At 32.6% G+C, this 20,272-nt stretch carries 14 protein-coding genes; 6 read left to right on the top strand and 8 right to left on the bottom strand.

Annotated features, from left to right (window positions below; translation table 11 throughout):
* Window positions 1-95: 95 nt before the first annotated feature.
* Entirely contained in the window at window positions 96-2,192 is a 2,097-nt protein-coding gene (locus RCH18_RS03475; RefSeq protein WP_326935377.1) for a peptidylprolyl isomerase, read from the top strand.
* Between the two features lie 556 nt (window positions 2,193-2,748).
* Here RCH18_RS03475 and RCH18_RS03480 read toward each other — a convergent pair.
* Together RCH18_RS03480 and RCH18_RS03485 are read right to left on the bottom strand one after the other, a co-directional pair.
* Window positions 2,749-3,666 carry a GYDIA family GHMP kinase gene (locus RCH18_RS03480; protein ID WP_326935378.1) on the bottom strand — a complete coding sequence of 306 codons (918 nt, stop codon included), beginning with the start codon at window positions 3,664-3,666 and terminating at the stop codon, window positions 2,749-2,751.
* Between the two features lie 88 nt (window positions 3,667-3,754).
* Window positions 3,755-5,071 (bottom strand): hydroxymethylglutaryl-CoA reductase, degradative, encoded by a 1,317-nt coding sequence (locus RCH18_RS03485; protein WP_326935379.1) that lies wholly within the window; start codon window positions 5,069-5,071, stop codon window positions 3,755-3,757.
* A 179-nt stretch (window positions 5,072-5,250) separates the two neighbouring features.
* Between RCH18_RS03485 and RCH18_RS03490 the strand changes: the two genes are divergently transcribed.
* Genes RCH18_RS03490 through RCH18_RS03505 form a run of 4 tightly spaced genes read left to right on the top strand, consistent with a single transcriptional unit; the run spans window position 5,251 to window position 11,099 of the window.
* Window positions 5,251-7,422, top strand: a complete 2,172-nt coding sequence (locus RCH18_RS03490; RefSeq protein WP_326935380.1) for a S9 family peptidase — start codon at window positions 5,251-5,253, stop codon at window positions 7,420-7,422.
* 3 nt (window positions 7,423-7,425) lie between these two features.
* Window positions 7,426-8,814, top strand: coding sequence for a peptide MFS transporter (locus RCH18_RS03495; RefSeq protein WP_326935381.1), 1,389 nt, complete (start codon window positions 7,426-7,428; stop codon window positions 8,812-8,814).
* A gap of 26 nt (window positions 8,815-8,840) precedes the next feature.
* The gene (locus RCH18_RS03500) at window positions 8,841-10,598 is read left to right on the top strand and encodes a peptide MFS transporter (protein ID WP_326935382.1); all 1,758 of its coding nucleotides are present in this window, start codon (window positions 8,841-8,843) and stop codon (window positions 10,596-10,598) included.
* Window positions 10,599-10,640: 42 nt separating this feature from the next.
* Entirely contained in the window at window positions 10,641-11,099 is a 459-nt protein-coding gene (locus RCH18_RS03505) for a thioredoxin family protein (RefSeq protein ID WP_326935383.1), read from the top strand.
* Window positions 11,100-11,108: 9 nt separating this feature from the next.
* Here the strand turns inward: RCH18_RS03505 and RCH18_RS03510 are convergent, their stop codons facing one another.
* The 5 genes from RCH18_RS03510 to surE all read right to left on the bottom strand — a co-directional run bounded on the left by RCH18_RS03510 (window position 11,109) and on the right by surE (window position 15,997).
* Window positions 11,109-13,139 carry a ComEC/Rec2 family competence protein gene (locus tag RCH18_RS03510; RefSeq protein WP_326935384.1) on the bottom strand — a complete coding sequence of 677 codons (2,031 nt, stop codon included), beginning with the start codon at window positions 13,137-13,139 and terminating at the stop codon, window positions 11,109-11,111.
* Window positions 13,140-13,226: 87 nt separating this feature from the next.
* The gene (locus RCH18_RS03515; protein ID WP_326935385.1) at window positions 13,227-13,739 is read right to left on the bottom strand and encodes a C40 family peptidase; all 513 of its coding nucleotides are present in this window, start codon (window positions 13,737-13,739) and stop codon (window positions 13,227-13,229) included.
* A 20-nt stretch (window positions 13,740-13,759) separates the two neighbouring features.
* Window positions 13,760-14,878, bottom strand: a complete 1,119-nt coding sequence (gene lpxB / locus RCH18_RS03520) for a lipid-A-disaccharide synthase (RefSeq protein WP_326935386.1) — start codon at window positions 14,876-14,878, stop codon at window positions 13,760-13,762.
* A gap of 74 nt (window positions 14,879-14,952) precedes the next feature.
* Entirely contained in the window at window positions 14,953-15,225 is a 273-nt protein-coding gene (locus RCH18_RS03525; RefSeq protein ID WP_326935387.1) for a hypothetical protein, read from the bottom strand.
* Entirely contained in the window at window positions 15,218-15,997 is a 780-nt protein-coding gene (gene surE, locus RCH18_RS03530; RefSeq protein ID WP_326935388.1) for a 5'/3'-nucleotidase SurE, read from the bottom strand. The genes RCH18_RS03525 and surE overlap by 8 nt, the downstream gene beginning before the upstream one ends.
* Before the next feature lie 204 nt (window positions 15,998-16,201).
* Between surE and RCH18_RS03535 the strand changes: the two genes are divergently transcribed.
* Window positions 16,202-18,379, top strand: coding sequence for a carboxy terminal-processing peptidase (locus tag RCH18_RS03535; protein ID WP_326935389.1), 2,178 nt, complete (start codon window positions 16,202-16,204; stop codon window positions 18,377-18,379).
* A 654-nt stretch (window positions 18,380-19,033) separates the two neighbouring features.
* Here the strand turns inward: RCH18_RS03535 and rodA are convergent.
* Window positions 19,034-20,269: a rod shape-determining protein RodA gene (gene rodA, locus RCH18_RS03540; protein ID WP_326935390.1), complete on the bottom strand. Its 1,236-nt coding sequence runs from the start codon at window positions 20,267-20,269 to the stop codon at window positions 19,034-19,036.
* Window positions 20,270-20,272 lie beyond the last annotated feature (3 nt).

Here is a 20,272-nt window from a genome sequence, read left to right on the forward strand (position 1 = left end):
AGTAAAAATTCTTAGAAAATAAAACGCTACTAGTATTATTATTAATTAGATAATTGTATTTTCGCAAACTGAATATAAAAATTAACAACAATAAAATGGCAGTTTTACAAAAAATTAGACAACGTTCACTTCTTCTGATACTCGTTATTGGGTTTTGTTTATTAGCATTTATCATAGGTGATATATTCAATAGTGGTGGTTTCAATAGTACATCTCAGGATGTAGGAAGCGTTGATGGAAAAGATATTTCATTTGAAGACTTTAGAGTAAAAGTGAGTAATGTTGAAAAAAGTGGTCAAGGAATTACATCAACAGAAGCTGCAAATAGAGTTTGGGATCAAGAAGTTTCAATAGCTTTACTGACTACTGAATTTGAAAAATTAGGTTTAAGAGTTGGTGAAAAACACTTATTAGAAGTTTTAAAAGCGGATCAAAACATAGGAGGAAATCCATTATTTTTAAACGCTGCAGGGATGTTTGACGTTGCAAAGTTTAAAGAATATTTTAAAGCTAATCCTGAGCAAGCACAGTTTTTAAAGGATAGAGAAAAAGACGCTGATCTAAACGCAAAATATCAGTTGTACAACACGATGGTTAAAGCTGGAGTCTATACCACTCAAAGTGAAGGGAAAATGAAATACGAAATGGAAGCAAACAAAGTAAACTTTGCTTACGTTGCAGGATTGTATTCAACAATTAAAGATAGTGATGTAAAAGTTACTGATGCGGAAATTGTTGATTATATGAAAAAGAATGAGAAAAAATTCAAGGCTGATGAGTCTCGTGAGGTTGAGTATGTATTGATCGAAGACAAACCGTCAGCGGCAGATGAAGCTGAAATTAAATCTAAAATCAATTCATTATTAACGGGTAGCGTGGTTTACAATCAAGCGACTGGAAAAAATGATACGGTAGCAGGTTTTAGAACTACTAAAAATGCAATCGATTTTGTTAATTCAAATTCAGATGTTCCTTATGATTCTACATATATTGCTAAGAAAGATTTACCAGCAATAAATGCAGATCAATTATTTAATCTTGCTCCAGGTGCCGTTTACGGTCCTTATATATTTGGAAATTATTACTGTATTTCTAAATCATTAGGAATGAAGTCTGGTGTAAATGCTAAAGCGAGTCACATCTTGATTAGTTATGAAGGAACTCAAGTACCTAATAAAAAAGAACAAAGAACAAAAGAAGAGGCCAAAGCTAAAGCAGAAAGCATACTTGCTCAAATTACTGCTAATCCAGATAGTTTCTTAATGTTAGCTTTCACAGCCTCTGATGATTCATCTTCTCAGCAAGGTGGTGATTTAGGTTATTTTGGTCCAAACCAAATGGTAAAACCTTTTAACGACTTTGTTTTTAATAGCGGAATAGGAAAAGTAGGTTTAGTAGAAACAGATTTTGGTTTTCATATTATAAAAGTAACTGACAAACAAGACGGAATCCGTTTAGCTACGGTAGCTCAAAAAATTGAAGCTTCAGAAGCAACTTCGGATAAAATGTTTACGCAGGCCACTAAATTCGAAATGGAAGCTGCTGGTAAAGATTTTAATAAAGCGGCAAAAGATAATGGACTTACAGTTGCTCCTGCAGCATCTGTAAAAGGAATGGATGAGAACTTTGGTTCACTAGGAAAGCAAAGAAATATTGTAAGATGGGCATTTGAATCAGGTGTTAAAGAAGGATCAGTAAAAAGATTTGAAGTTGCTAATGTAGGTCACGTGATTGCAAAATTAAAAAGTATTGATAAGTCAGGATTAGTTTCAGTTACCGAAGTGAGACCGTACGTGGAGCAAATTCTTAAAAATAAGAAAAAGGCAGCATTGATCAAAGCTAAAATGACAGGTTCATCTCTTGAAGCTATTGCAAAAGCTGTTGGAGCAACTGTACAACAAGCAACTGACGTAACTATGGAAAACACAATGTTACCTAATGTTGGTCCTGAGCCTGTAGTTGTAGGAAACGCATTTGCTTTGTCAGCAAATAAAATGTCAGCTCCTATTGAAGGTAATGCTGGGATTTATGTTGTAAAAAATACAAGTACAGTAAAAGCACCAGCTATCAAAGATTTTAAACCTTATGTAGCTAAATTAGGAGCTCAAAAAGCAGGTGAAATAAATAGAGTAATTCCAGCGTTGAAAGGGAATGCTAAAATTGAAGATAACAGACAACAGTTTAATTACTAGCAATTAGTAATTTTTTAAATATAAAATCCCGATACGACTTAGTTGTATCGGGATTTTTTTTACGTGATCTGTGCTAATTGGCTGTGGTCGCTTTCTGGGGATTGCTTTCATTACTTCTTGTACTTTGTTATGCTGGAAATATTATTGGGAAGTTGCTTTCGTGTGATGGGACGGTTTGAGCTTTACAGACGCAGTAGTTTGCGTTTATTGAAGTATTACTCATCTATTAGTTTGCCATGCTGGAAGCATCCTAACAAAATTGCTCTCGCATGTTGAGACGCCTCCAGCGTGACAAACGGAGTGGATTATGTTTGTTAAAGTATAACTAATCTATTAGTTGTCACGCTGCAAGCATTTATTCCTTTGTCATGCTGGAAGCATCCCAATGGAGTTGTTCGTGCTTGGATAAACGCGTCCAGCGTGACAAACGGAATAGCTTGTGTTTGATAAATTATTACTAATCTATTCTTTATAATACTGTAAGCATCGCAGTGAAGTTGCTCTCGCGTGTTGAGACGCTTCCAGCGACACTAAAGCACTACCTAATGTATTGGTATTACCTCAATATCATCTCATCATAAGGGATAATAGTATGATAACCTTTTGATATGAAATAATTACTAGGGTTTTCAACAGCGACTGCCATTATAAAATCACCTCCCCAAGCGCCAAGACTTTTTACTGTCCCATTAAAATCAGGAAATAATGTTCCTCCCACTGTTGGTGTCTCAATAATAGCACTTATTGCTAATTCATGTTTTTGAATTGCTTTCGCAAATGATGGAAGGGTGCTTGCTTGCCAAACTTCTTGAGTTAATTTGTTAATGCTTGCTTTAGTTTCAGCCAGATTATTTTTTTTATTTCTATGATAAGCGGCTATTGCTGATTTGCTACTTTGCTTTTTGTTAAGATAGACAAAGTAAATATTTGATGTAAAATCAGGACTGAAAACTACTTTTTCAATAATAGGTTTTCCATGATCTAACTGGTAAACAATAGGACCGTTATTTTGCGCACAAGCAATATCATATCCACTACCTCCAAAACTATTATTTAGCAGTGTGAAAGCATCGATCGCCAACCATTGAGCAATATTATTTATTAAAGTGGATGACGTCCCTAAACCCCAATTTTTTGGAAAACTTAGCTCAGTTGATACCTTAAAGCCATTCCATTTTGTAATAAAGTCTGAATTTAATAAATAAGCTTCTCGCAATATTGAAATTAATGTTGCTCTAACAGACTCCTCTTCGGTTTTTTCTGCTGTCGTAATTTCGCTATATAGAATAGTGTCTTCAAACCAAATACTATGATCAGAGTCGTAACTTTTCCATTGAAATTCTTTATTTGAACCGCTCTCTATAATTAATGTTTGTCCAAATATTGTAGGCAATGCAAATGCTTTTGCACCATCTAATACGAGATATTCTCCAGTGATTAAAAGCTTGCCGTTGCTGTAAAATGTTTTTTTCATTTACGCTGAATTTATTTCAGTATCGATTTTAACCCTTTCAGGGTTTTAAACTCTGAAAGGGTAAATAACCTTAAAAGGGTTTTTATGATTAGTTTCTTAAACTTATGATATAGGTTTCCACTGCACTGTGCGAAATAGCATTTTTCTTGAAATATTTCTGAATTGAAACACGTTCTTCATCAGTTGCTTCAAACTGATTAATGATATTATTCAAGTGCATTTTCATGTGTCCTTCTTGTATTCCTGTAGTAGTTAAAGAACGCAAAGCGGCAAAGTTTTGTGCCAAACCAGCTACGGCAACAAATTGCATCAATTCTCTCGCAGAAGGGTTTTCAAGCATTTCTAATGATAATTTCACTAATGGATGTAACGAAGTAAGACCACCAACTGTTCCTAAAGCTAGAGGAATTTCCAGCCAAAAACTAAAAACACCATTTTCTATTTTAGCATGTGACAAACTTGAATACTGTCCGTTTCTTGAAGCATAAGCATGAATACCAGCTTCAACAGCTCTAAAATCATTTCCTGTAGCAAGCACCACTGCATCTACACCATTCATAATGCCTTTATTATGAGTTACAGCTCTGTAAGGTTCTATTTCAGCTATTTGAACAGCTTGGATGAATTTTTGAGCAAATTCCTCAGGATTCGGAATTTGCTTTTCTCGTAAATCTGCTAATGGGCATGAAACTTCGGCTCTCACAATACAATTAGGAACATAATTAGAAAGAATACTCATCACAACTTCAATGTCTTTTTCTTCTTCATTAAACAAGTTGTAGTGGCTTGCTTCTTCTTTTAAAGTTTTTGCAAATTGCTCTAAGCATGAATTGATAAAATTAGCGCCCATGCTATCTTTAGTTTCAAAGGTAGCGTGTAGCTGAAAGTAATTTGGCATTAAATGGGTTTTATCATTTAAGATAAGATCTAAAATTCCACCTCCTCTTTTTTGCATATTTGTGGTGATTGATTCGGTTTCATCATAAAATTTAGATTTGATGTGGCTAAAAAAGGCATTCAATTTTGACGCATCCCCTTTGTATATAAAATGAACCTGACCTATTTTTTCGGTATTAAGAACCGTTGCTTTAAATCCGCCTCGTGTGGACCAGAAAATAGCAGCTTTTGCAGCAGCAGCAACCACAGAACTTTCCTCGATTGCCATCGGGATAGTGCTGAATTTTTCATTTATTAAAAAATTAGGGGCAACTCCCAGCGGAATATAGAAATTAGTGATCGTGTTTTCAATAAATTCATCGTGTAATTTCTGTATTTTTTCATCAGTATTCCAATAGTTTTTGAGCAAGGCGACCGCTTCTATCGGTGTTGAAAAATATTGATTGGCAATCCATTGTATTTTTTCTTCTTTGGATAATTTAGAAAATCCGCTAATAGCCTTATTCATTCTCAATTGGTTATGGTAATATTAACTGCAAATATACGATTTTAGACGTTTTATATCCAACGTAATCACTTTTGGTTTTTAGTTGTGATCAATATTTATTTTTACATTTAACACAAAAAACAACTGTTAATTGTAATTTTTTCACTAAAATTGACCGTTTTTATCTTTAAATAAATAGTATGTACTCAAAACGAATTATAGCAGTATTTTTATTTCTATGTTTTACAGTTGTAGGACAAGAAAAGATCACCATTGAGCAAATTTATAATGGCACATTTCGAACCAAAGGAATGGATGAATTGCAATCATTAAAAAACACCAATCAATATACGGTTTTAAATGCTGACAGGCAATCTAGGAGTATGAGCATTGATCTTTATGACTTTGCAACTTTAAAAAAAGTAACTACATTGATTGACACCAAAGCCTTTCCTGCATTGTCTAATGGAATTGACAGTTACACATTTGATGCATCAGAAAAAATGATTTTGCTGGCTTGCAATACCAACCAAATTTTTCGTCGCTCATTTACCGCTGACTATTATCTATACAATATTGCCACTAAGGAGCTCAAGAAACCGTTTGATTTTCAAGTGCAAGAGCCTACTTTTTCACCTGATGGCAAAAAAATAGCTTACGCAAAAGAAAATAATCTATTTGTTTATGACTTAGCTTCAAACAAATCTACAGCAATAACCACTGATGGTAAAAAGAATAGTATCATCAACGGAATTACAGACTGGGTTTATGAAGAGGAATTTGCATTTGTAAAAGCTTTCGACTGGAACGCTGATAGTAAAAAAGTTGCTTACATTCGTTTTGACGAAAGTGAAGTTCCTGAATTTTCAATGTCAATGTTTGGAAAAGATTTATATCCTACAGTTCAAACTTTTAAATATCCAAAAGCAGGAGAGAAAAATGCCGCAGTTTCATTACATATTTATGATGTGAATTCTAATGCAGTTAAAAATATTGATTTAAGTAAATACAATGATTTTTATATTGCCAGAATGAAATGGACAAGTGATTCAAACACATTATCGGCACAAGTGTTAAACCGTCATCAGGACAATCTAGATTTGTTATTTATCGATGGAAATACAGGCGCTGTAAAAGTAGTCTTGAATGAAAAAGACAAAGCTTATGTTGATGTTACCGATAATCTAACATTCTTAAAAGACAATAGTTTTATTTGGACAACCGAAAAAGACGGATTCAACCACATCTATTTATATGATAAAAATGGAAAATTAAAAAACCAAGTAACTAAAGGGAAATGGGAAGTGACTGACTATTATGGGTTAGATGAAAAGACCAATACAGTTTTCTTTCAATCAGTTGAAAATGGCTCGATCAATAGAGATGTGTATAGAATAGGTTTAGACGGAAAAAATAAAGTGCGCTTATCTCAAGCAGTGGGAACGACTAGAGCAACTTTTAGCCCAAATTTCCAATATTATATTAGTACTTTTTCGAGTGCTTCTCAGCCTACAAAATATACGTTGAACGAAGCAAAAACAGGTAAAGAAGTACAAGTGATTCAAAGTAATGAAGCTTTATTAGCTAAATTAAAAGGATATGATTTACCAGCCAAAGAATTTTTTGTTTTAAAAACAGGAAAGGGAAATGAGTTAAACGCTTGGATGATAAAACCAAAGGATTTTGATCCTTCTAAAAAATATCCTGTTTTTATGTATCAATATTCAGGTCCAGGATCTCAGCAAGTAAATAATGACTGGAATGGAGCTGATGATTACTGGTTTATGATGCTGTCGCAGCAAGGTTATATTGTTGCATGTGTTGATGGAAGAGGAACTGGTTTTAAAGGAGCAGATTTTAAAAAGGTTACCCAAAAAGAGTTAGGGAAGTACGAAGTAGAAGATCAAATTGATGCGGCTAAAGTGATAGGAAATTATTCATTTGTGGATAAAACTAGAATTGGTATATTTGGCTGGTCTTATGGAGGATTTATGTCGTCAAATTGTATTTTAAAAGGGAATGATGTTTTTAAAATGGCAATTGCTGTAGCTCCAGTAACCAACTGGCGTTTTTATGATAGCGTTTATACAGAGCGATATATGCAAACACCGCAGGAAAATGCAAGTGGTTATGATGATAATTCACCCATTAATCATGTAGATAAATTAAAAGGAAAATTTCTTTTAATTCACGGTTCAGGAGATGATAATGTTCATGTTCAGAACTCAATGCAAATGATGCAGGCTTTAATACAAGCTAATAAACAGTTTGATTCTGAGATCTATCCTGACAACAACCACGGAATTTATGGTGGTAATACTAGAATTCAATTGTACAACAAAATGACTAATTTCATTAAAGAAAATTTATAATTTATGAACACAAACCAGCTTTCGAATCAAAAAGAAATATTTGGACATCCAGTAGGTTTATACGTATTATTCTTTGTAGAAATGTGGGAGCGATTCTCCTATTACGGAATGCGTGCGATTTTAACATTGTTTTTAGCAGCACCGCTTATCATGGGTGATCCACAATCAGGATACGGATGGAGTAATGCTGAGACGCTTTCTTTTTACGGGACTTACACTATGTTTGTCTATTTGACTTCGATACCAGGAGGTTGGATTGCCGATCGTTATTTAGGACAAAAAAGAGCAGTAATGCTTGGAGGAGCGTTTTTGTGCGTTGGTCATGGAATTTTAGCAATCGATGCGCAATGGGCTTTTTTTACGGGATTAGTATTGATCGTAATAGGTGTTGGTTTTTTAAAGCCCAATATCTCTACAATGGTTGGGGGTTTATATGAGCAAGGTGATGCACGAAGAGATAAAGGATTTTATGTATTTTACCTAGGAATCAATTTAGGGGCATTTTTAGGTGCGTTAGTTGTAGGTTTTGTTGCTGCTAAATTTGGATGGCATTATGGATTTGGTTTAGCTGGAATTGGTATGGCAATAGGCCAGTTAGTATATATGTTTGGATTGAAATATCTAGTAGGCGTAGGTGATTTTTTAGGTAAAAAAGACGAGGCAAGTAAAGAATTACTCAATAAACCGTTAACAAGTATTGAGAAAGATAGAATGCTAGTTCTTTTCTTGTCATTTTTAATAATAATCGTTTTTTGGGGTGCATTTGAACAAGCTGGAGGTTTGATGAGTTTGTATACCGAACAAAAAACAAACAGAATATTATCATTCTCATTGCCTTTAATAGGAAATGAAATTCCAGCTGCTGTTTTTCAATCTATTAATGCCTTTTTTATTATAATTTTTGCAACTATAGTTGGAAACTTTTGGTATAAATGGGCTTTAAAAGGAAAAGAATCGTCATCAATATTTAAGATGGCTATTGGTTTAATTATCATGGGATTTGGTTTTGTTTTTATGAGTATAGCAACTACTGAAGTACAAATGAGCGGAGAAGAGGTGATCCAGAAATCAGCCATGATTTGGTTGGTATTGGCTTATTTATTTCATACTATCGGAGAACTTTGTGCCTCACCAGTTTCACTATCTTTTATTACAAAATTAGCGCCGGTAAAATATGCTTCGTTTATGATGGGTGCTTATTTTGCAGCCACAGGATTAGGTAATAAAGTAGCAGGTGCAGTAGGCGGATTGTCAGAGGGTGCTGGTGAATTTAAAGTATTTACAAGTATTTTTATCTTCTGTGTCTTATTTGGTGTATTAATCTTAGCGTTGCTAAAACCGTTAAAAAGATTAACACATGGTGCCGAAGATGTAGTTATTCCAACACATTAATAATAATTAAAAATTAATACAAAGCAATGAATCAAAATTCAACAGAACATTTCTTTAAAAACACTGTTTTAGGACATCCGTCTGGATTATTCGTTTTGTTTTTTACAGAAATGTGGGAGCGCTTTTCGTTTTATGGTATGCGTGTGCTTCTAATTAATTTCTTGACCATGGCCATTATTGGAGATAATCCAGGTTGGGGTTGGTCAGCAGAAAATGCAGGAGCGCTTTACGGTACTTACGCTATGTTACTTTATATAACTCCTATTTTTGGCGGAATTATAGCTGATAAATATATTGGATACCGCTGGGCTGTAGTAATAGGGGCACTAATTATGACTTTAGGTCATGCGGCAATGGCAATTGATTCTCCTACTATGCTTTATGTAGGTTTAGGATTATTAGTATTGGGAACCGGTTTCTTCAAACCAAATATGACTTCCATACTCTCTGAAATGTATAAAGACTATCCAGAAAAAAAGGATGGTGCTTACACTATTTTTTATATGGGTGTAAATGCAGGCGCTTTTTTTGGTATGATGCTTTGTGGATATTTAGCTGAAAAAGTGGGCTGGCATTGGGGCTTTGGTTTAGCAGGTGTATTTATGCTTTTAGGAACGTTACAGTTTTGGTTAGCTAAACCCTTATTTGGTACAATAGGAGAAGTGCCTGATAGAGCTGCCGTAAGAGAAGCTGAAGAGCTCGCAAAACTGAGTACTCTTGATGAGGATAAAAGAAATCCATTTACGTTAGTTGATAAAGTTTTAATTGTAATTACCACAATCATCGGTTTGTTATATGCATTTAATGACCCTTTATCTAAAATTGCAGAAATTAATTTATTTCCCTTTAAGCTTGGAGGTTTAGATGGTCAAAATGTAATGATTATTTTAGCTCTTGTCTTTTTCTTAGTCTTAGTAATTTCAAGATTAATGCGATATACTACTGTTATTAGACATCGAATGATTGCTGTTATAATATTTGCTTTCTTTACTGTTTTCTTCTGGATGTCTTTTGAACAGGGAGCATCGTCATTAGTGATTTTTGCAAGAGATAATGTAGATCGAAGTTTAGAAGGAAGTGCGTTGACCACCTTCAATATTATAAACACATTATTAACTGTTGTACCATTACTTATAGTTTCGTGGGTTTTGATTTTATTAGCAAAACAATCATGGAAGAAGATTCCAGGATCTAATATTGTGTTGGCAATTTGTTTTATTGGCGTATGGTCAGTGGCAATTTGGATGTTATACAAAGAATTTACGGCAACTTCATCAGAAATTACAGTTTCATGGTTTAGTATTTTAAATTCCTTTTTTATAATTGCTTTTGCATCGACAGTTTCTAAACTTTGGGATAGTAAATACAATCCTCCTGCTGCTGTAAAATATGGTTTGGGATTAATCATTATGGCTTTCGGTTTTGGACTTTTAGCCTATGGTGCCTACGGAGTTACTGAAGGGATCAAAGTATCAATGGTTTGGTTAGTGTTGGCTTATTTATTCCACACGTTAGGAGAATTATTCTTATCACCTGTTGGACTATCCTATGTAAGTAAATTAGTTCCAGCCCGTATGATTGCTTTTATGTTTGGAATGTGGTATTTAGCCATTGCCATTGGAAATAAATTAGCGGCTGTATTAGGTGGACAAATAGATAATATAACACAAGCGTACGGACTATCGACATTTTTCTTAATTTTTGCAATTGTACCTATTGTTGCAGGTGTTTTAGTGATCGCATTAAATCCAGTATTAAAGAAATTAATGCACGGAGTGAGATAAACGCGGCATTGTTATTGAAAAGGTAAAAAATAAAAATAAAAAATGAATAAAATTATAATTGCTTTATTGATAATTGCGGGATCATTTACCGCAGAAGCACAAGAAATGATTTGGGAAACAAATGTCAAAAAGGCAATAGAAGTTTCAAATAAAACAAAAAAACCATTGTTAATGTTTTTCACAGGTAGTGACTGGTGCGGTTGGTGTATTCGATTACAAAAAGAAGTGCTCAAAACTCCTGAATTTACAAAGTGGGCTAAAGAAAATGTAGTGTTAGTAGAACTTGACTTTCCGCGAAGATCGAATCAAACGGCTGAAATTAAAAAGCAGAATAACGAGTTACAACAAGCTTTTGGTATTCAAGGCTTTCCTACAGTAGTAATTGCCAATGGAACTACAAAAGACGGTAAAGTTAATTTTGAAGGTTTAGGTAGTACAGGATATGTTGCAGGAGGTCCAGCAGCTTGGTTAGCTGTAGCAAATGGCTTTCTTAAAAAATAACTCTATTTTTCAATCTAATTTGTAAAACCCCTTTTCAGCTGTTGTATGAAAAGGGATTTTGTATTTTCTACAACTTTCTTTCCATTTTTTTTGAATGTTTCTATAATTTGATCCATCAGCTATAACTATTTTAGGTTTCAAAACCATTAACAGCCTATCTACATTTATCTTTGTTGATTGCGTTAATAATATTATATCCGGCCTATTATTAGCAGGATATATGGCAGAAATATCTACAATCAATATCTTTTTTCCGTTGAAATATATAAAATTGTGCAAGACTATTTTTTTATGGATTTTACTCATATTTTCCAAATTATAAGACTGTAATATATTGTTTTCAGTAACTGATTTCAGCAAGCTATCACTGGCAAATATGGTTACGTTTTTGCCATAACGTTCAGCAATCAATGTGTTTTTAGAACTGTTAAAAATGACTAATTCTTGTTGGCTTTGTATGTTCCAATTGATGATTAAATAGCTAATTTGGAACGTTAGTGTCGATAATAGTGCAACATAGAACTTATTAAAGCTTGGTTTTTTAAACCAAATGATTATGGTGATCAACATTAAATAACTGCTTAAAAACAGATAGAAGTGAAGGGGAATGTCTTTGATAATGAATTGTTCTAAGGAGGCAATTGTATTTATTATTTTATTTAAAAAATAGATACTCCATTCTAATAAATTAGACACAAATACAGGAATGCTATTTAAAGCTGCTAAAATCATTACTAATACACCTAAAACCATAATAGCACTCAATATGGGAATAATAAGGAGATTAGTAATAAAGAATAAGCCAGGAAATTGATGGAAATAATAAATACTTAATGGTAAAGTTCCTATTTGTGCCGCAAAGGAAACCGTTAGAATATCCCAAAAATAGGTTGAAAATTTATTTTTTTGTTCCCAAAGTGATTTTAGTAATGGTTGTAACCAAACAATAAAAAACAACGCCATATAACTTAATTGAAATCCAACATCAAATAGAAAAGAAGGCTCAACTAATAATATAAGTAGTATAGAAACTAATAACGTATGATAAATATTTACACTTCGTCTCAGGTGAAGTCCTATTGCTACAAAGGAAAACATGGTGACTGATCGAACTACGGATGGTGCTAAACCAGCAATAATCCCAAATATTGAAAGCGATAGAATAATAATAATTAATTTTAGTATTGAGCCGCGCTTTGTATTGGGAATTGGTTTTAATAGAAACGTTACAAAAAGCAAGATAAAGCCAATATGCAACCCGGATACTGACAAAATATGAACTGCACCTGCATATTGATAATCCCGAATGATATCTGGTGAGATCTCTTGTTGTTGTCCCATTATTAATGCAACGGCAACATGTAACTCAGTACGATTAAAGTTGTTTTGCTCTAAATTTCTAATGATTCGACTACGTAATTTGGCAGAGTAATACCAAAGATCTTTTTTTATCTCAGCACTTATTTTAATTTCATGAGGTTCAGCATATAGCTGTGCGTAGATTTGTTTGTTTTCTAAATATTTACTGTAATCAAATTGATTTGGGTTGTTGGGAGGCTTATTTTTAGTTAAAATACCAATGATTCTTACATTTGTTCCAATAATTAGATTTGGTTTAATACTATCATTCGAAATGTTGAGTATTAGTTTTCCAGTTTTTTCTTTATCCTTAATATGGTTAACAAGTACAATATAACGATCGCTGAAAGATGATTTTTTTAGTTTCTCTTTAATTGTAACGTCAATTGTATGTGGTTTTTCAAATACATCTTTGTCATGGATATAATTACTTTTTTCAAAATAATCAGTGTGAATAATTTGATTAGAAATTCCAATTAAAAAAGAAAGTATATACGTTACAATGCCAAAGTAAATGGAGAGCTTGATTTTATGAGATAAATAAATTACAATAAAAATGAGTGACGTAATAGCAATAATACTAAAAACCAACTCAAAAGGAGGTAGCAAATATTTTGCAAAAAGCAATCCAAAAACAAAAGCAATTGTTATTCTTGCGAGAGGGAATTGTAGCACTTTCATAACTCTAAAGTACACATTTTCAACTAGAAACGAGATGATTTAAAAATAAATTTTTTAGTTTATAAGTGTACTTTTAGATGAAGTGAGTTACAATATTCTATTAATTTGCACTAATGAATTTCTGTAATAGGCTTGCTTAGTTGAGGAGATAATAACTCCTTTAGAGGTAGAGGAGTGAATAAATTCAATTTCATCTCCGTTAACTTCCGTCACAATTCCTACATGGTTTATTTTTTTGCTGTTATCAGTTTTAAAAAATAGTAAATCTCCTATTTTAACTTGATCTCTCTTATGATTTAAAACGACACCAATTTTAGATTGTTCAAATGAATTGCGTGGGAGCACTATATTCTCTGAATTGAAAACAGTATATACCAGTCCTGAGCAATCAAACCCAGCTCTAGTTGTGCCGCCATATTTATATTTTACCCCAATATTATTAGATGCAAGATCGACTAATTTTTCCGCTAATTTCTCAATTTTTTTATCTTCATAACGTGAAGTTTTTCCCTTTTTTGATGATGCAATAAGGGATGAGGTTTTACAGGCTGTAAAAACTAAAATTACCGCTAATAGGTAAAGTATTTTTTTCAAGATCATTCTGTTTATTTCATTATTGATTATGGTGACTTTAAATCCTTTATGATAAGAGCTGCAGTCAGTTCACTTGCGCCATTTCCGCCTAGTTTAGCTTCGAGCAAATTATATTTTTCTAAAAGAATACTGCGATTTTTAGGTTCTAATATTTTCTGAAGTTCGACTTTAATTCTTTTTGTATTACAATCTTCTTGTATTAACTCAGTTACTACCTCTTCATCCATTATCAAGTTTACTAAGGAAATGTATTTGAGTGTGATAATTCTTTTTGCAATTTGGTATGAAGCCCAACTTCCTTTATAACAAACTACTTCTGGCACTTTAAAAAGAGCAGTTTCTAATGTTGCTGTTCCAGAAGTTACTAGAGCTGCAGTAGCATTTCGCAATAAATCGTATGTTCTATTTGAAATAAACTTTATGTTATCTTGAGTTATAAAATTTTCGTAAAAAGATAAATCTTGACTTGGTGCTCCTGCAATTACAAATTGATAATCTGGAAAGTCTTTAACTACGCTTAGCATTACAGCTAGCATTTTAGTGATTTCTTGTTTTCTACTCCCTGGCAAAATGGCAATTATAGGTTTGTCGTTTAATAGGTTTTCCTTTATAAATAAATCGGGATCAACTATTGGTTGATAATGAATAGCATCGATTAATGGATGTCCAACAAATTCAACTGGGAAATTATGTTTTTCTTCATAAAATTTCTTTTCGAAAGGTAAAATCACAAACATTTTGTCAACGTCTCGTTTAATGTCAGTAATTCTGCTTTCCTTCCAAGCCCATATTTGGGGAGAAATATAGTAATGAGTTTTCATTCCTAATGTTTTAGCCCATTTAGCAATACGTAAATTAAAGCCAGGATAATCAATAAAAATAAGTACATCTGGCTTAAATTCAAGAATGTCTTTTTTGCAAATTTTAATATTATTTAAGATGGTTTTAAGATTAAAGATTACCTCAATAAAGCCCATAAATGCGAGTTCTCGATAATGTTTTACCAATGTACCGCCTACACTTTGCATTAAATCTCCGCCCCAAAACTGGATATTAGCCATAGGATCTTTTTTATAAAGTTCCTTCATTAAGTTAGAGCCGTGCAAATCACCTGAAGCTTCTCCTGCAATTATATAGTATTTCATTTTTTCCAATTTAGAAAATGCTTATTAGACGCGTAAAAAAGTGTTTTCGAACTAGCAAATATAGACTATTGCTTTTAAAAAAATATTGTAAGAATCGCTAGCGCAATCACTGCTAAAACCACTCCACGAGCCATCATTTCTCGATTAAACTTTAGTAAAACACCAAACAATAGTAGCATTGGGATAGCACCTAAAGTTATTATTTTACCTAGATTCCCCTGATATTTCAGGATTTGAATTCCATATATAAAAGTAAAATCAGTAAAAATAATAATAAACAAGTAAGCGCCAATCGCTGCGGTACAAATACCTAAAAGAAAGCCAAATAGTAAATCAATTTTATTCATTCCATTTTCTAGTATTAAGATTTTGTATGGCATGATGTGCAGTCAAATCAAATTGTACAGGGACAACAGAAACATAATTATGTTGCAATGCCCATTCATCTGTATCTTCACCTTTATCTTGATTAATAAATTCGCCAGCTAGCCAGTAATAATCTCTTCCTTGTGGTGTCTGTCTTTTATCAAATTTTTCTGCCCAAAAAGCTTTAGCTTGGCGACATACACGAATTCCTTTAATATCTTTTTTTTCTATTTTTGGAAAATTAACATTGAGAATTACGCCTTCAGGAAGTCCATTTTTTAAAACTTCAAGAGCGATTTTTTTGATAAAAGATTTTATAGGTTCAAAATCGGCATTCCAGTCGTAGTCCAATAATGAGAAACCAATAGCAGGAATCCCTTCAATTCCAGCTTCAACGGCAGCGCTCATGGTACCAGAATAAATAACATTAATTGATGAATTTGATCCATGATTTACACCGGAAACGCACAGATCAGGTTTGCGCTGTAAAATTTCGTTAACTGCTATTTTAACACAGTCAACAGGAGTTCCAGAGCAACTATATTCTAAAATTGCATCGCCCTCTTTGGATATTTTATTGATATAAAGGGTGCTATTAGTAGTGATGGCATGACCCATTGCGCTCTGTGGCGAATCTGGTGCGACCACCACAATTTCTCCTATCTCCGCCATAACAGCAATCAAAGCTCTTATTCCTGGAGCCGAAATACCATCGTCGTTTGTAACCAGAATTAAAGGTTTGTTATTGTCCATTTAAAAAGTATTAGAAAAGGTTTTTTTTTTGAATATCTAGCAAATATAATGACTCAAAGTATTATTTTGTGAACAAAAGATAAAAATATGTTATCTTAAAGGGTTATAGTCTATACCAAAAAACATTTTTTATATCTTTAACAAAAATTTAGAGGACATAACTAACTATTGGCATAGTTTTACCGAATAATCGAATAAGAATAGATGAATACTATTATTGGCTTTATGAAAAGAAATTATAAAATTATTGTTGTTATCGTTTTTATTTCGATGACACTTTTAGCGTTTAAAATCAATGCTAAAAAAGAAAATGATCCAGAAAAAGATAAGCTTCTTTTGGAATTATTGACTTTTGTTATTGAGAAAGGTCATTATAGTCCAGCTGAAATTGATGATACTTTCTCTAAAGGCATATATAAGGATTATATCGAAGCTTTGGATCCATCCAAACGATTTTTTTTGCAAACTGATATTGATGAATTTTCAAAATATGAATTGCAATTAGACGACCAGTTATTAAATAAAGATTTGTCATTTTTTGATCTAACCTATAATCGTTTAATTAAGCGAATGAATGAAAGTTCGGATATTTATAAACGAATTTTAAATAAGCCTTTTGATTATGCAATTGACGAAAATTTTGATACTGATTATGAAAAAGCGCCTTTTGCAAAAAGCGTTGCGGATCTAAATGATAAATGGCGTAAGCAGTTAAAATTATCAACTCTTTCTTCTCTTACTGATAAGCAGAAACTTGAAGAAGATAAGATCAAAAACGATTCAGCTTACAAAGTAAAATCTTTTGAAACATTAGAGAAAGAGACAAGAGAAAGTTCTATAAAATCTCTTGATGAATATTTTGGCTTTATAAAAGACTTAAATAGAAATGATTGGTTCTCAGTATACGTAAATTCTATAACTGCACGATTTGATCCACATACAAATTACTTTGCCCCTGAGGATAAAGAACGATTTGATGTAAGTATTAGCGGGAAACTTGAAGGGATTGGAGCACGATTACAGAAAAAAAACGACTTTACTGAAATCACTGAGTTGATTTCTGGTGGTCCTGCATGGAGAGGAAAATTGCTTGAAGCTGGCGATTTAATTATGAAAGTGGCTCAAGGAAAAAACGAAGCGGTTGAAGTAGTAGGAATGCGTCTTGATGATGTGGTTAAGAAAATCAAAGGGCCAAAAGGTTCCGAGGTGAGATTAACAGTAAAAAAAGTAGATGGAACTATTAAAATTATTCCAATTATTAGAGATATCGTAGAAATTGAAGAAACGTATGCTAAGTCGAGTATCGTAAATAAAAATGGACTGAAATATGGTGTGATTTATTTGCCTAAGTTTTATATTGATTTTGAAAACAAAGACGGTAGAGATGCAGGAAAAGATATTGCCATAGAAGTAGACCGATTGAAAAAGGAAGGTGTAAACGGAATTGTTTTAGACGTTCGTGATGATGGTGGAGGTTCTTTGTCAACAGTTGTAGACATAGCAGGATTGTTTATTGAGCAAGGACCTATTGTTCAAATAAAATCAGCTGGTAGAAAGAAAGAAGTTTTATATGATAGAGACAAAAAAATAGAGTGGGATGGTCCCTTAGTAATTATGGTTAATAGTTTTTCTGCTTCAGCATCTGAAATATTAGCAGCTGCTATTCAAGACTATAAAAGAGGAATTATCATAGGTAGTAAGCAAACTTATGGTAAAGGAACTGTTCAGAATGTTATTGATCTAAATCAATTTGTACGAAGCAGCTCTGTTGGTGATTTAGGTGCTATCAAAACTACAACTCAAAAATTTTATAGAATTAATGGAGGATCTACTCAGTTAGAGGGAGTTCGTAGCGATATCGTAATGCCTGATCGATACGCATACTTAAAAATGGGTGAGCGGGACATGGAAAACGCAATGCCATGGGATAAAATTGACCCAGCTGATTATACAGTGTGGAATAAGAATGGCAATTTTAGTCAAGCGATCAGTAAAAGTAAAAATAGGATTAATAATAACAATCAATTTCAATTGATTGAGGAAAACGCAAAATGGATTGATAGTAGAAGCAAAGAAAATGTATACAGCTTAAATATTGATAAATTTAAAAACGCGCAAGCTGAAATAGAAGAAAAAGCAAAAAAATACAAACCTATTTTAGACTATAAAAATTCATTAGTCTTTACTTCTCTACCGTATGAGACTGCTATAATGAGTAATGACATTGCTTTGAAAGAAAAGAGAGAAAGATGGCATGAAGCATTAGCCAAGGATATATATGTTGAAGAGGCACTTAATGTATTAGATGATTTACAGTCAAAACCTATATCTAAAAAAAGTGTTCCTATTACAGTAAAAAAAGAGAAATTGGTTAAATATTAATTTTTTTCTTAAATCAATTCTAATCGCCTCAGAGTTTTATTCTGGGGCGATTTTTTATTAGCTATCCTTTGTAATACTACAATTAGAAATTAAATTCATTTATACAAAGATGTAAAATTGTTCTATTTCATTCTATTTAAAAGTAAAGTATTTGTTTCGTTGCCACAAAAATCATTATGTAAATATGCATATTCCTTAAAGTAAAAAATTTCAACAGTATTTATAAAGATTACTTGGTTAATGAAGATATCTTGCAAAGTTTATAAATTTTTTAATTTTGGTCCAAGAATTTAGAATAGAAATTGATGAAGCATTTGTTTGGCAATTGATCAACAAAATTAAATATGAAAGTGTGTTTGTAGCAAAGTTAAAAACGCAATAACCTACTTGTAAAAATTGGAGGCTAAAGCTCTTAATAAATGAGTTTTTAGATAATCTATAGAATCTGCTAACTCGGTATTTAACTAATAAAAAAGAAAAAGTAGCATTCTAATTAAGGAAGCAAATAAATAAATTTATGAAGCTAATCCAGCGGCAGATAAAATAGTTTCCGCCTGTTCATTACTTCTTATGACAGAAAATTGGAGTGATTTTACAGATCAGTAATATTAGTTTAATTTAGTTTAATTTAGTTTTTTTTACAGCACAGGTAACTTACCACTCGTTTACCTTATTAGCATCCATTTTAATAAATATAAATAGAAGTATAGTAAAACCCCATAAGCCAGAGCCTCCATAAGAGAAAAACGGCAGTGGAACTCCTATTGTGGGAAAAATTCCAATTACCATAGCTATATTTACAAAAAAGTGTGTGAACAATATACCCGCAACACAATAACCATAAACTCTACTAAATTTAGTTTTTTGTCTCTCTGCTAAGTAAATAATTCTAAGAAGTAAGCTTGCAAAAAGTGCGATTACCACTAAAGATCCCGCAAATCCCCATTCTTCTCCTACGGTTGTAAAAATATAATCAGTGTGTTGCTCTGGAACAAAACCACCTTTTGTTTGTGTTCCTTCTAAAAAACCTTTTCCTATCCATCCACCGGATCCTATTGCAATTTCTGATTGATTTGTATTATAACCAATACCTTTTAAATCTACAGTTTTTCCAAGCAAAATATTAAATCGGTCTCTGTGATGTTGCTTAAAAATATTTTCAAATACATAATCAACAGAAAGAACAAACACTGACATAACCACGAATAGAATACTACTCAAAACAATGTTTCTGTCGCCTAGTCTTGATTTAAAATGAATAATAACAAGTACAAGAAATCCAATAAGAATCACATATTGAGGCTCCAATATCAAGGTCAACACGAATAAAAATATTGTAATAAATCCAGTCCATACATACCAAGCGGGAAGACCTTCTCTATATAAAACAATAATAAATATACTGTAAATCAGTGCACTTCCAGGATCTGGCTGAGGTAAAATAAGTAACACAGGAAGTATAATGATAGCAAGCGCTTGCCATTGCCTATTTAAATCCTTTAAATTTATTTGGGTGTCACTAAGATATTTGGCTAAAGCTAGTGAAGTAGCTGCCTTGGCAAATTCAGAGGGTTGTAAAGTAAAATTTCCTATTGCATACCAACAGCGCTGTCCTGCAATTGTTTTTCCAAAGAAGAATAAGCCAATTAAAGATAATAACGAAATAATGAAAATAATACTTGCATATTTTTCGTAAAATTTTCCATCTACAGCAAGCACTACAATTATTAACGGAATAGTAAGGACGATAAATAATAATTGCTTCTGGTAAGTGTCCTCCATAGAAGCAAGAGATGACGAATAAATATTTAGCCAGCCCAAAATCACTAATAATGCATATATTACTATACTTATCCAGTCAATATTATTTGATATACTTTGATTCTTCATTTG

Origin of the sequence: Flavobacterium sp. PL11 (genome assembly GCF_035985025.1) — a bacterium.
GTDB lineage: Bacteria > Bacteroidota > Bacteroidia > Flavobacteriales > Flavobacteriaceae > Flavobacterium.

Bases quoted from the DNA above. Each gene is read 5' to 3' on its own strand.
- RCH18_RS03475 (WP_326935377.1), top strand. From the start codon at position 96: ATGGCAGTTTTACAAAAAATTAGACAACGTTCACTTCTTCTGATACTC.
- RCH18_RS03480 (WP_326935378.1), bottom strand. From the start codon at position 3,666: ATGAAAAAAACATTTTACAGCAACGGCAAGCTTTTAATCACTGGAGAA.
- RCH18_RS03485 (WP_326935379.1), bottom strand. From the start codon at position 5,071: ATGAATAAGGCTATTAGCGGATTTTCTAAATTATCCAAAGAAGAAAAA.
- RCH18_RS03490 (WP_326935380.1), top strand. From the start codon at position 5,251: ATGTACTCAAAACGAATTATAGCAGTATTTTTATTTCTATGTTTTACA.
- RCH18_RS03495 (WP_326935381.1), top strand. From the start codon at position 7,426: ATGAACACAAACCAGCTTTCGAATCAAAAAGAAATATTTGGACATCCA.
- RCH18_RS03500 (WP_326935382.1), top strand. From the start codon at position 8,841: ATGAATCAAAATTCAACAGAACATTTCTTTAAAAACACTGTTTTAGGA.
- RCH18_RS03505 (WP_326935383.1), top strand. From the start codon at position 10,641: ATGAATAAAATTATAATTGCTTTATTGATAATTGCGGGATCATTTACC.
- RCH18_RS03510 (WP_326935384.1), bottom strand. From the start codon at position 13,139: ATGAAAGTGCTACAATTCCCTCTCGCAAGAATAACAATTGCTTTTGTT.
- RCH18_RS03515 (WP_326935385.1), bottom strand. From the start codon at position 13,739: ATGATCTTGAAAAAAATACTTTACCTATTAGCGGTAATTTTAGTTTTT.
- lpxB (WP_326935386.1), bottom strand. From the start codon at position 14,878: ATGAAATACTATATAATTGCAGGAGAAGCTTCAGGTGATTTGCACGGC.
- RCH18_RS03525 (WP_326935387.1), bottom strand. From the start codon at position 15,225: ATGAATAAAATTGATTTACTATTTGGCTTTCTTTTAGGTATTTGTACC.
- surE (WP_326935388.1), bottom strand. From the start codon at position 15,997: ATGGACAATAACAAACCTTTAATTCTGGTTACAAACGACGATGGTATT.
- RCH18_RS03535 (WP_326935389.1), top strand. From the start codon at position 16,202: ATGAATACTATTATTGGCTTTATGAAAAGAAATTATAAAATTATTGTT.
- rodA (WP_326935390.1), bottom strand. From the start codon at position 20,269: ATGAAGAATCAAAGTATATCAAATAATATTGACTGGATAAGTATAGTA.